Origin of the sequence: Virgibacillus halodenitrificans JCM 12304, from assembly GCF_001310895.1 — a bacterium.
Taxonomy (GTDB): Bacteria; Bacillota; Bacilli; order Bacillales; family Amphibacillaceae; genus Virgibacillus_Q; species Virgibacillus_Q halodenitrificans.
Genome location: NZ_BAZS01000002.1, coordinates 156,759 through 169,939, shown reverse-complemented (window position 1 = coordinate 169,939; position 13,181 = coordinate 156,759). Strand labels below are relative to the sequence as shown.

The following is a 13,181-nucleotide window of genomic DNA, read 5'->3' as shown; positions in this document are numbered from 1 at the left end:
CTAAATGAATGTTTTATTTTTCAGAATATACGACAAACGCAAAAAGAATAACTACCATTATTTATATATCTTTACACAAAAAAATATTATAATACATAATAAGCAAAATTACCATTAAATCATTCTAGGTTTATATATATTCACTAGAAGTAAAAACATTCTGCGTTGATTAGCAGAATGTTTTTACTTAAGAATTGGAAACAGTTTAAAATTGTCGCTTCCTCCAATAAACATTACTTCGCATATTCATATTTCGCTAAATAAATTGAGAGCTTGTATTTATTTATTTATTTATTAGCTGGAGTACGCTATTCGCTGTTTCTTCCACTGCCTTATTAGATACATCAATAACTTCACAACCAATTTTATCAACAATATTATCGAAGTATTCTAATTCCTGATGAATTCTGTTCATATTTGCATATGTAGCTTGATCTCCAAGCCCTAATGCCTTCAGTCTCTCTTTTCGAATATCATTTAATTTTTCTGCACTGATGCGCAGTCCGATACATTTAGAAGGATCCACTTCAAACAGTTCTTCTGGAGGGTCTACTTCAGGGACTATAGGTACATTAGCAACCTTCAGTCGTTTGTGAGCAAGAAACTGTGACAGAGGTGTTTTAGAAGTCCGGGAAACCCCAATTAATATGATGTCTGCTCTGGCAATTCCTCGAGCATCTCGTCCGTCATCATATTTGACCGCAAATTCAATTGCTTCTACTCGTTTAAAATAGTCCTCATCCAATTTATGAACTAATCCCGCTTCCAATTTAGGTGAGTTTTTAAATACCTTCTCCATCGAAGAAAGCATCGGCCCCATGATGTCAATCGCTTCTAAATTTAATAACTTAGCTTGTTTATTCACATAATTTCTTAACGTAGGGTCTACTAATGTAAAGCCAATCAGACCTTTTTTTTCCTTAGCTAATTGTAGTGCTTCATCGATCGTACCCGTATCTTCTACGTAAGGGATCCGCTGAATTTTATATTCACCGTTATTAAATTGACTTAAACCAGCTTTAATCACCAGCTCCGCTGTCTCCCCTACAGAATCAGACAACACATATACAATTGGTTTAGCTTTCATATGTATACCCCTCTCCTATTGTCATAGCTTTTCCTATACTTTGTCGTCAACAATTAATTCAACAAATGCTTTTGTAATAGTAGTTTTCGTTACTCTGCCTACTACTTCTAAACCGGCTTCTACATCTTTTACAACAGGTAATCCGTCAATTTGTTTATTAATTAGTTTTTTGGCGACATCAAGTAAGAGATCTTCTTTTCTGCAGACAGTTATATTAGGCATTCTAGTCATAATAATATGAACAGGCACAGCATTTAGATCCTGTTGACCTATGCTCGCTCTCAACAAATCTTTTCTGGAGAGTACTCCTGTTAAACAAGAGTCTCCATCAACCACAAATAATGTTCCTACATCTTCCAGAAACATGGTAGAAATAGCATCATAAACCGAAACATTTTCCTTGACCACAATAGGTATATGCTGAAACTGATGCACCTTAAATTTTTTAATTTGCTCTGTAAGTAATTCTGATCCGGTCTTACCTGTAAAAAAGTAACCAACGCGAGGACGTGCCTCTAAAAAGCCCGCCATCGTTAAGATCGCTAAATCTGGTCTTAGCGTCGCTCTGGTTAAATGCAGTCGTTCAGCTATATTTTCACCGGTAATTGGACCGTTTTCTTTAACAATTTCAATAATCTGTTCCTGACGTTTGGAAAGTTCCATCTTTTCACCACCTACCAAAAATATGACATACTACTTGTAATTAGTATATACCATTTAAGATGAAAAGAAAATCTAAGGCTTTTTAAAACTGTTGCTTCCATTCCACTTTTGTTAAATCAGCATACCTATAAATCAACTCAGCAATTTGATTAATTAATGCTAACCGGTTGTTTCGAATTTTAACATCATCATCCATAACCATGTTGTTATCAAAGAAATAGTGGATAGGGTCTGCTAAATTACTTAGTGTAAGTAAAGCTTTTTCTGCATTTCTTCTCTTTTCAAACTCTGTAAACTTTTCATTAACCTCTAAGAAAGCGTGGTACAACTGTTTTTCAGAATCGGTTTGAAATTGTTCTATATTAATTACTGTTTCTTCGGATTTTTTAGCTAGATTTAGTACTCTGACCAATGCTTCTTCCTTGGTTTTAAAGTCTTTTTCATTTCTTTTTGCAGCTAACACTGCTGCCCTATCAATCGTGTAATAGAAAATATTAATACCGTCACTTAACACTGCCTGAACAATATCCTGCTCTATTTCCAGTTCCCTCATTAAGTATGTCGCTCGCATACGGAAAAACTCATCCAAAGTCGTAGATATATCTGGCTTTGCCTCTTGCTCCACCTTAATATCTTTAAATAACTTCTTAGCAATATCCAGTAACTCCTCTACTGCAAGTTCCCATTTATTATGATTCAATATACGTAATACACCTGCTGCCTGTCTTCTTAATCCATACGGGTCTTGTGAACCAGTAGGCACCAACCCAACGGAGATACAACCTACAATAGTGTCTAATTTATCAGCAATACTCACAATAGCGCCACTTACCGTATTAGGCAACTGACCATGTGCCTCCTTAGGTAAATAATGCTCACCTATAGCTTTAGATACTATTTCATCTTCTCCAAAAATGGCAGCATACTTTTCACCAATCACTCCCTGGAGCTCTGTGAATTCATTTACCATATTTGTCATTAAATCAAACTTACATAGTTTAGCTGCTCGTATAGTAGCTCTGGCAGTAGTTGGGTCTAAATTTAATAATTCAACTAGTTCCTTCGTGATATGAACGACCCGCTCTATTTTATCACTGATAGTTCCTAATTTTTCTTGAAAGACTACTCTTTTCAACTTATCCAGATAGAATTCCAGCGTATGCTTCTGATCTTCCTCATAGAAAAATTGCGCATCCGATAATCTTGCCCGCAACACTTTTTCATTACCCCTGACAACCTTATCAAGCGAATGAGTATCCCCATTTCTAACTCCAATAAAATATGGCAGTAACTCACCATTTTGAGATTTAACAGGAAAATACCTCTGATGCTCCTTCATTGAAGAGATAAGTACCTCAGGTGGCAGCTGCAGGTATTCTTTATCGAATGAACCATAAATGCTGTTGGGTATTCGACAAGATTTCGTACCTCTGCTAATAATTCAGGGTCAATTGGTACAGTAATATTATTTTTGTTTTCTATTTCTTTTATTTGATTACATATTAGTTGTTCTCGTTCATTTAAAGAAACAATAACCCGGTTTTCATATAAAAGCTTTTGATAGTCCATTGGTTCTTCCAAATTAATTTTTTCACCTAGAAAACGATGGCCAAAAGTAAATTTGTCTGTCTTGACGTTAGCAATCTCAAAAGGAATTATTTCATTACCATACATTGCTACTAACCAACGAATTGGACGGGCATATCTTATTGTTTCAGTTGCCCAGCGCATGTTTTTTCCAAACTGAATGGATTCAATAATATTTTTAAAGTCTGGCAACAAATCGAAGGTAGACTTCCCTTCAATTTTTTTCTGGACAAATATATAAGTAGTTCCCTTTATTTCTTTTGTATAAATATCTTCCAGAGTTTTGCCCTGGCCTTTTGTAAATCCAATTGCTGCTTTTGTCCAATTACCACTATCATCCTTTGCTATTTTTATCGCAGGACCTTTTGCTTCTTCTTCAACAGTAGCTTGCTTTTCAGCTATGTCCGATATGATGACGGCCAATCTTCTTGGGGTTGAATAAGAGCTAATAGAGTCATAAGAGATTCGCATATCTTGAAGCCAAGCTGCTGTTTTATCTGCTAATTGTTTTTCTGCACTGTCAACAAATCGTGCAGGGAGTTCTTCTAGGCCGATTTCAAACAATACATTTTTACTCATTAACTTTTCCTCCTTCTTTCATCATAGGAAATCCTAGACGTTCTCTTTCAGCAACATAGGCTTTAGCTATATTTCTTGCCAAATTTCTTATTCTGGAAATATATCCAGTTCTTTCGGTGACAGAGATTACTCCTTTAGCATCCAATAAATTAAAGGTGTGAGAACATTTTAAAACATAGTCGTAGGAAGGAAACACAAGACCTTTTTCCATTGTTACCTTCGCTTCTTGCTCATACATGGAAAACAACTGAAATAACATATCTGTATTTGATTCCTCAAATGTGTACGTAGAGTGTTCAACTTCCGGTTGATAAAAAATATCTCTTACAGTTACACCATTGGTCCATTCCAAGTCAAATACATTTTCTTTATCCTGAATATAAGATGCTAAGCGTTCAATACCATATGTTAGTTCAACGGAAACCGGGTTTGCTTCTAACCCGCCAATTTGTTGGAAATAGGTGAATTGAGTAATCTCCATGCCATCTAACCAAACTTCCCATCCAAGACCTGCTGCACCGAGTGTAGGGTTTTCCCAATTATCCTCCACGAATCGTATATCATGTTCCAAAGGGTCAATACCAAGTTTTTTTAATGATTCCAAATACAAATCTTGTATATTTTCTGGCGAAGGCTTCATTATAACCTGGAATTGATGGTGTTGATATAAACGATTTGGGTTATTTCCATATCTTCCATCAGCGGGACGCCTTGACGGTTCTACGTAAGCGACATTCCATGGTTCTGGACCTAAACTTCTTAAAAGAGTCATGGGCGACATTGTACCTGCGCCTTTTTCTACATCATATGCCTGCATGATAATACAATTTTGTTCAGACCAATGCTTTTGTAACGTTAAAATCATTTCCTGTATGTTTAACATTGTTAACCCTCCATTTTTATATAAATCTAAAAACCCGTCCCTATGTCTGTATATATGCAGACATAGGGACGGGTTCTAACCGCGGTTCCACCCTATTTGCTCTTTAATAAAGAGCCACTTTAATATTATTGCTCCAGAGTGCCATTCCTCTTGATCCATTGTTCAGCTCCCACTCTCCTGAACTCGCTTTAAATAGTTGTCAAAAGTACTCTTCTCTATCAATGCAATATATTATGAACATATGTAAAAAACATATTACTCAAAACCCTCTGTTTTGTCAACAAAAGAAGCCTATTTTAAAAGATCTAACTGTCTTAAAAATCTTTTGGATTTCAAAAAATATCCACCGTATTGCTCATAATATGCATCAAGTATCTTTCTGATCAACTGCCTATTTTCTGATTTTACCGAAATAGTCCCAATACGTTTTAACTCAACGGCTGTAAACAGATGGAGTAATTTAGACACTGAATCCGGTAAAGGAATAGCTTTTTCATCCAAATATCGGCACCTTTTACATAAAAGCCCACCTTCAGCTATGGAAAATGCATATGGGAATTCCTTGTTATTACAATTTGCACAACCGTTTACCATTGGTCCAAAGCCACCTTTGGCAAACATCTTTAATTCATACATCATTATTGGTATTTCCACATCTTCATGTTCCTCAATCCATGACATGGTTTGATACAATTCCTCAAACAAAAATGGATCCGGAATCTGAGGATCAACTATTTTATCCGTTAGCTCTGTAATATATGCTGTATAAGCTGTTTTGAATATGTCTTCCCTTATTGCTCTAAAGGAATATTCAATTTCACCTTGCTGAATGGTACTAAGACCTTTGTTTAAATAAACGAAAAAGTTTCCATAAATGAACGGCTGCGTAACTGCAGCCATTCTACTTTTAGTTTTTTTGGCACCGCGAGCAAGAGTGGATATCTTCCCTAATTTCCTACTGTAAATGGTAATGATTTTGTGTGTTTCTCCATAGTCTTGCGTTTTTAGAATAACCCCATCCACTTTTTCAAGCATTCATGCTCACCTTTCTTTACACACAAGAGCTTCTCCGTCCATCCTCTTCCCCAGAGAAGTGAATTATATAATTTCTACAAGTTTAAATTAATCGAAGACATGTCTTCTTGTTGAGTTTTTTTACTTTCAACTGTATTTGGTTCATTTTCTAATTCCTTCATGAGTAAATAGGTTTCAATGTTTCCCGTTTGACTAAAAACTTTCCACGTTAAGTCGATCACAAGAAACCCCACCTTTCTTTATTAATTAAAAAATGTAACTTACTATATAGAATCACCATATAACGGAGAACAATTAGTATAAAAATTTACCAGAATTAATACTCATCACTGCGGAAACCATATTCATTTAATTGACTTTGCTTGTTCCGCCAGTCTTTTTTTACTTTTACCCACAATTCAAGATAAACTTTGGTACCTAGTAATGCTTCAATATCCAAGCGTGCATATTTACCAATACTTTTAAGCATGCTTCCTTGCTTGCCTATTAGGATACCTTTTTGTGTTTTTCTTTCTGTTACAATCGTAGCTTGGATAAAAATTGCATTTGAATCTCTTTTTTCAATATTCTCAATTACCACTGCTATAGAATGCGGGACTTCTTCTCTTGTAAGCTGCAACACTTTCTCTCTTATTAGCTCACTCATAATAAACCTTTCAGGGTGATCCGTAACCTGGTCCTCAGGATAGTACTGAGGTCCTTCAGGAAGATGCTGTTTTAAGATTTCCAGTAAATGATTTACATTGTTTCCCTGTAATGCGGAAATAGGAATAACTTCTTCAAACTCATATTTATCTTTATAAGTTTCGATTAACGGAAAAAGCTCGTCAGGATGAAGTAAGTCTATTTTATTTATTATTAGAAAGACTGGTCGTTTAACTTGTTGTAAGCGATCTAATATATATTGGTCTCCTCTGCCATATCCTTCACTTGCATTAATCATAAATAATACGGCATCAACCTCATTAAGTGTGTTTTCCGCAAGTTTTACCATAAAATCACCCAAGCGGTGTTTAGGCTTGTGAATTCCTGGTGTATCAATAAACACCATTTGAGCATCAGTTTGAGTTAACACTCCTTGGATTTTGTTTCGGGTTGTTTGGGGCTTATCACTCATTATTGCAATTTTTTGCCCAATAACTCTGTTCATAAATGTGGATTTACCTACATTCGGTCTACCAATAATTGCTATAAAACCTGATTTGAAATTTGTGTCCATGTTGTATCCTCCATGACGAATTCTCTCTTATTTGTATGATACTATAAAAAATGCATCTTTTCATATTTTCGACAAAAGCTTTAAAAAAATTATCTGCTTACGTAAATTATTACATATTTTCCTGTTTATCACCAAAATTAAACAAATATAAAAAGGTTCTACTGCAAAAGTTGGAGCACAAACGAATTTTGTTCATTCATATTTGGAGCATAATGCGAACTAGAGAAAACTTTTATAATTAATAAGCCACTGTAGAAAGCGGACAAGCCCATTGATTTCCATTACAGATGGACGCTTTCACACCTCCGGGTACAAGCGCGACATCTGTTCGTAACCTCACAGTGTCTCCTTTGCCGCTCGGCATGGCTTCAGCCGCTTCCTCCGCTACGCTCCGTCCAGGGTCTTCACTTCATGCTATCCGGCTGGAGTCGCCATCTTCCATTCCAATCAATTTGTATGAGTTTTAGTCTGCAGAATACAGCGTAGTGTTACCTAAGAACCAGATAGGCTTAGACTCAACAACTTGTACGCAAAATATAAAAGTGAGTACATTTCAGCTTCTAATAATAACCTAATACTTTTAAAGAAGTACTCTGAGCGGAGGAAAATACGGAGACTTCTGGGGGAGATGAGGCATAGGTGAGACCCCGGAATGCGTAGCATGAGGAGGCTCATCAGCCGCCCCCGAAAAGCGCAGTGTTTTCCGTAGCGGGGTGGAACCAGATTCAATAATTTGCGAGTTTTCCATCAACAAAGTCATTTTTCATACTCTAAACATACACAGTTACGTCGCAGTTTATCTATTTTCCGAATCATTAAATAACCCCAACATATATATTAGAACCTATAAAAAAGCCGAGACATAATGTAAGCACATTTGTCCCAGCCTAAGTACATAAACCTACATAAATAATGTATAAATTTTGGGCAGGAAAATAATTAATCCAATAAGTGCAGCAATAATTGCGGCAATCAATACGGCTCCCGCTGCCATATCTTTAATTATTTTCGCAGATGGATGTATAGCTGGATTCAAGTAGTCTATCATTTTTTCTATAGCACTATTTGTAACCTCTGTAACTAACACGAATCCAATTGCAAAAATTACTATACACCATTCTAACCAATTAAGCTCTACTAAGAAACCTATGGTAAGTACCAGCGCAGTTATAAATAAATGAATACGAAAATTTCTCTCTGTCCTGGTTACCTCCTTGAGCCCATTCCAAGCGAATGTAAAACCAACCGATCTCTTACCTTTCAATTCCAAACTCACCCAATATTGCTTCCTGTTTCTTAAACATCAATTTTTCTTCTTCATGTGACATATGATCGTACCCTAATAAATGTAAAAAACCATGTACCGCCAGAAAACCAAGTTCTCTTTCTAAAGAGTGATCATAATCCGCGGCCTGCTCCTTCGCTTTGTCAATGGAAATTACGATATCCCCAAGGATTAACGGAATGTCCTCTCCAACTATATCTATTTCTCCATCCACCTTCTCTTGCATAGCAAATGAAATAACATCAGTAGGTGTATCCTTTTGGCGATAGTTGCGATTAAGCTCTTGAATCTCTTTATTATTTACAAAGTTTATGGAAACTTCAGCCTCTCTGGAGATCCCCTCCTGTTTTGCTGCGAACTCCACCAATCGTTGTAAAAGATCTATATAATCACTTGGCACAGAATTTGTTTGGTCGTGAAAGTCAATGTGCATTATTTAGCCTCCTTCATGGGATATTGAATTCTTGAATGAAATATACCTTTTAATGTAGTACATATTGTTCGTTGGACTACTTTTAATTCCTTCAGAGTCAATGGACTATCATCCAATTGTCCATCTGTCATACGATCATTAATGATAGAGGTCACAATTTGCTCAATTTTATCTTCTGTTGGTTCTTTCAAGGATCGTACTGCTGCTTCTACAGAGTCACATATAGAAATAATGGCTATTTCTCTTGTCTGTGGTTTTGGACCAGGATAACGAAAATCAGCTTCCTTTGCTTTCTTATTTTTTTCTAACTCCTTATAGAAGAAATATTTAACAAGTGTTTCGCCATGATGTTGCTCAGCAATATCTATAATTTCCTTAGGCAAACGATGCCTTTTTAGCATTGCTGCACCATCATAAGGATGCTTAATAATTATGGCCGCACTCTCTTTCGCTGTTATAAGGTCATGGGGATTACTCATCGCTAATTGATTTTCAATAAAGTAATGTGGTTTTAAGGTTTTACCAAGATCGTGATAATATGCACCTACCCTCGCTAATAACCCATTCGCTCCTATGGCCTCACACGCTGTTTCGCTTAGGTTTGCTACCATTACAGAATGATGATACGTTCCCGGCGCCTCTGTCAGTAATTTTTTCATTAGTGGTTGGTTTGGACTTGCTAATTGCAATAGTTTTATGTCTGTAAGGATGCCGAGACCTGTTTCAAAAAAAGGCAATAATCCGATAGTCAACACTGCTGACAAGAATGCAGAAATAACACCAAACGACGTTTGAATAAATATATCACTAATTGCATATTTTTCAAAAGAAAGAAATAGAAATAGTAATATGGTTATTATATTTATAACTGTAATACCTACCCCTGCTTTTAAAATGGCTAAGCGATCTTTCACATTCATAAGGAAAACAATAGCTGCCAATTGAGAAAAGAAGAAGTAGATTCCTGCCTCAATATTTAAAGAACCAGGGATTTGGTTGTTAAATATGATGCTACCTAGAATAGCAAATAAGCAACTGAAGATAATTGCTGAACGTTCTTGGATCAATTGTTTTATTAATAGAGCGCCTGTTGCAATGGGTACTACATAAAAAAATGAATTGGCTTGTGTAGAATATAAGCTTACCACCTTCATAAAGAGAATAACTAGTACACTTATTAATAGTGTGGCAATAATCTTACTCTTATCAAAATGGGTATGCTTATTGATTCGCTGCAGTTCATATACTATCACAGAACAAATTAAAGTGATGAGTAAACCTAGTCCTATCATTGGGATAATATTTCTCTTACTGTCAAGTAAGCCGGCTAATTCTAATTTTTCATAGATTTCATTAGTAATAACTTGGCCTTCTCTGACTAAAACTTCGCCAGCCCTTATAGTGACAGGGTCCACATTACTAACCGCTTCTTTTCTTGCATTCATCGTTTTTTCTACATCAAAGAAAGAATTCTCCACAACGGCAAACTCTGCCAGTTTGTTAAGAGCTTCCTTTGATTCTGGTGTTAACGATGAATACTTTATCGATTGCTTTATTGTGGAAGTAGCTCCTTGGGTATTTTCCGCTCTTACACCTGCCTCAAAAACTTCTTGTAATGAGTTAATTAATAACTCATTCGCTTTGGATCGTTCTTCTTTTGGAAACTCTACAAGCTCAGCAAAAACCCAATCGTTAATATTTTGGTTTATTTCAGGTGATAGCAGTTGTTTCAACTGTTGCACTTTTTCTTGATTGGTTAGTGGAGGAGCGATATCTTTATTATTGGAATCCTCTTTGACTGATTCCATTTCTAACTTAGATATTGCCTCAAAAATTTCGTTAATATAAGCTATTCGCTCCTCTGTTATCTCAGTGGAAATCTCATAACGATCTTCAACGGCTTGCACAGTCTCTCTTCTTTTTCTGTCTGTTTCTTGTTCGTTTTCAATAGTAATTGGAGAGCGTATTGTCTCTTTTGTGGTTGTAAAACGTTCAATGTTATAAGTTTCAGTATGTACATTATTCAGGGTAATGAAAAAGAAAAATATACCTAGTAAAATAACGGATAGGATTATAAATATCCATTTATTTTTCATATAGTAGAATAACTTTGATTTCTTCTTTTTCTTCTCCATTTAGTCCACCTCATTTTTTTCAGAGACAATATAGAAAGAAGACCCTTTTTGGTCCTGCTCTCTAAAACTAAACATTTTTTTCATATGCATCGATTATACGTTGCACGAGTGGATGCCTAACTACGTCTGATTGCTCCAGATATATAAAAGATATTCCTTTTACCGGTTTAAGCAATTGACTAGCTACCCGCAAGCCAGATTGCACGCCCTTAGGTAAATCAATTTGAGTAATATCACCTGTGATCACCATCTTGGATCCAAAGCCTAAACGGGTTAGAAACATTTTCATCTGTTCAGGTGTAGTATTTTGTGCCTCATCCAGAATTACAAAGGCATCATCTAAAGTTCTTCCACGCATATAAGCAAGTGGTGCTATCTCAATCGTTTCTCTTTCAATCAGCCTAAGTGTATGCTCGTTCCCAAGCACATCGTGTAATGCGTCATATAACGGACGTAGATAAGGGTCTACCTTTTCTTTTAAGTCACCAGGTAAAAAACCCAAACTTTCTCCCGCCTCCACTGCTGGGCGTGTGAGTATAATTCTTTTAACCATACCATTTTTCAACGCATGTACTGCCATCACAACTGCAAGATAAGTTTTTCCTGTTCCAGCTGGTCCAATTCCGAAGACGAGGTCGTTATTTTTAATTGCACTAACATATTTTTTTTGCCCCAGTGTCTTAACTCGTATAGGTTTTCCTTTTACATTTTTAGTGATTTCATCTTCAAATAATGTTTCTAATTGATTTATTTTCCCTTCCTTAGCTAATTCAATTGCATAAACAACATCTCTTTCAGTAATTTGCAGGCCTTTTTGCACAAGAGATAATAAAGTCAAAAGGATATCTTGTACAAGAGAAATATCCTTTTCGGTGCCTGAAACACGCACCTGTTCTCCTCGAGTTACAATGGAAACATTTAATTGTTCTTCCAATTGATGCAGGTATTTATCATTTGTGCCAAATAAAGCCATCGCTTCATTAGGATTTGTGATTTGTAGATTTATTTCAGTAAGGTTTTCGGACATAATCAATCTCCTTGATCCAAAGGTTGTGCTGTCGCAATATCTTCCTCGACATTGAAATATAAGTTTAATTTAACTTTACCATTCTCCTTACTTTCATGCAAAACTTTTTCAGACAATATTTTAGCTTCTGGTCCCAATTTTATCTTTAATTCTTTTTTGGCCTGCATTATTCCTACTTGAACAGCTTCATCCTCTGTTCTTTTGTTTTTATTATGCGTTTTTTCACTTAGTACCATTTCAACTATCTTTACTGGCATTTTCCATTTTAAAAAGTAAAGCGGTGTCTCTTTTCTTTCTCGGTGGACAGACTGATAGTCCGGATCGCTAAATCCCCATATCGGCAACTTAAAATTACCCAATTTTGCATAATATCTTTTTTCCTGTTCACCAGTAAGTGACTCATGACTCGCTGTTAATGGAACATTAACTATCACTTCATACCAAGTGGTTGCAGTGATATCTCCCTCAGCAGCAACATATTTTTTCTTACTTTGTTCCTCTTTATTTTCTTCCTTTTCATCTTGTTCATTTTCATTGATAACACCTGAAACTAAGAGATCCCCAGGTTTCACGTAATCATTCACCTTTACCTTTGGCATACCATTAGAAACATATAATTTCTTAATAATTCCTTTTTTTGAAGCTATCAAATTACGCGGCCCTAAAGGCTCTTCCTCTTTCACAATTGTCTTTTCTACTCCTTCAAGGAAAAAGGTTGTCCCTTTTTGATGTACACCGACCCATAATAATTCAGGAATATCCTCCACAAGTTCACGTTGAATTTTATTTGGTGAATCTAATGTAAAAATCCATGTACCTGAATGGATTCCATAATCATTCAGTTTACGGCTTATTTTTTCTTCAATATCCTTTGGGACTCCTGTAATATTAATTTTCCAAATAATATTTGAAAGAAATACCACTAGCAATAAACTGCAAACTAAGGCAAACATTAGCTCTTTTTTCTTTGTAATCCTTCGCAAAAAAAATGGATAGCCTTTTTTTTCTGTAAATTTAATTTTATAGTTTTTTCTTCTATTTATTTTCCTTAATTGCTGAACATCACTGAGTTTTATTGTTCCTTCACAAATCTTGACTGATTTTTTCTTTACATTCCAAACCATGATTCCTTCATTGGCACATGTCTGGAAAAAACGTTCTGGCAAACTTCCTGTTACTGAAATAGTTACATAACCAGTTAGATGTGATTTATTGTTTATAATCTCTTTCCCCACCTTCCATACATAG

Annotated in this window: 11 protein-coding genes, 1 pseudogene and 1 other annotated feature; all 12 genes and pseudogenes read right to left on the bottom strand. The window is 35.7% G+C overall.

What is annotated here, in order from left to right; all coding sequences use genetic code 11:
* Positions 1-283: 283 nt before the first annotated feature.
* The 12 genes and pseudogenes from JCM12304_RS02055 to yqfD all read right to left on the bottom strand — a co-directional run bounded on the left by JCM12304_RS02055 (position 284) and on the right by yqfD (position 13,168).
* Positions 284-1,087, bottom strand: coding sequence for a pyruvate, water dikinase regulatory protein (locus tag JCM12304_RS02055; protein ID WP_060678395.1), 804 nt, complete (start codon positions 1,085-1,087; stop codon positions 284-286).
* A 33-nt stretch (positions 1,088-1,120) separates the two neighbouring features.
* A complete protein-coding gene (gene ccpN, locus JCM12304_RS02050) occupies positions 1,121-1,750 on the bottom strand; it encodes a transcriptional regulator CcpN (RefSeq protein WP_019377975.1) in 630 nt (209 codons plus the stop codon).
* Between the two features lie 82 nt (positions 1,751-1,832).
* A pseudogene (gene glyS, locus JCM12304_RS02045) lies at positions 1,833-3,916 on the bottom strand (glycine--tRNA ligase subunit beta).
* Positions 3,909-4,799, bottom strand: a complete 891-nt coding sequence (glyQ, locus tag JCM12304_RS02040) for a glycine--tRNA ligase subunit alpha (RefSeq protein WP_060678394.1) — start codon at positions 4,797-4,799, stop codon at positions 3,909-3,911. Before glyQ ends, glyS begins: the two are co-directional and overlap by 8 nt.
* Before the next feature lie 61 nt (positions 4,800-4,860).
* Positions 4,861-5,030: a binding site (T-box leader), on the bottom strand.
* Positions 5,031-5,090: 60 nt separating this feature from the next.
* On the bottom strand, positions 5,091-5,834 hold the full coding sequence (gene recO / locus JCM12304_RS02035) for a DNA repair protein RecO (RefSeq protein ID WP_060678393.1): 744 nt from the start codon (positions 5,832-5,834) through the stop codon (positions 5,091-5,093).
* Between the two features lie 74 nt (positions 5,835-5,908).
* Positions 5,909-6,055, bottom strand: coding sequence for a YqzL family protein (locus tag JCM12304_RS18895; protein WP_019377979.1), 147 nt, complete (start codon positions 6,053-6,055; stop codon positions 5,909-5,911).
* Positions 6,056-6,150: 95 nt separating this feature from the next.
* Positions 6,151-7,053: a GTPase Era gene (gene era / locus JCM12304_RS02030; RefSeq protein ID WP_019377980.1), complete on the bottom strand. Its 903-nt coding sequence runs from the start codon at positions 7,051-7,053 to the stop codon at positions 6,151-6,153.
* Between the two features lie 901 nt (positions 7,054-7,954).
* Positions 7,955-8,317, bottom strand: coding sequence for a diacylglycerol kinase (locus tag JCM12304_RS02025; RefSeq protein ID WP_202413369.1), 363 nt, complete (start codon positions 8,315-8,317; stop codon positions 7,955-7,957).
* Positions 8,307-8,771, bottom strand: coding sequence for an rRNA maturation RNase YbeY (ybeY, locus tag JCM12304_RS02020; protein WP_019377982.1), 465 nt, complete (start codon positions 8,769-8,771; stop codon positions 8,307-8,309). Before ybeY ends, JCM12304_RS02025 begins: the two co-directional genes overlap by 11 nt.
* Positions 8,771-10,906: an HD family phosphohydrolase gene (locus tag JCM12304_RS02015; protein ID WP_019377983.1), complete on the bottom strand. Its 2,136-nt coding sequence runs from the start codon at positions 10,904-10,906 to the stop codon at positions 8,771-8,773. The genes ybeY and JCM12304_RS02015 overlap by 1 nt, the downstream gene beginning before the upstream one ends.
* Positions 10,907-10,973: 67 nt before the next feature.
* On the bottom strand, positions 10,974-11,933 hold the full coding sequence (locus JCM12304_RS02010) for a PhoH family protein (RefSeq protein WP_019377984.1): 960 nt from the start codon (positions 11,931-11,933) through the stop codon (positions 10,974-10,976).
* 2 nt (positions 11,934-11,935) lie between these two features.
* Positions 11,936-13,168 carry a sporulation protein YqfD gene (yqfD, locus tag JCM12304_RS02005; protein ID WP_082387955.1) on the bottom strand — a complete coding sequence of 411 codons (1,233 nt, stop codon included), beginning with the start codon at positions 13,166-13,168 and terminating at the stop codon, positions 11,936-11,938.
* Between the last annotated feature and the right edge of the window lie 13 nt (positions 13,169-13,181).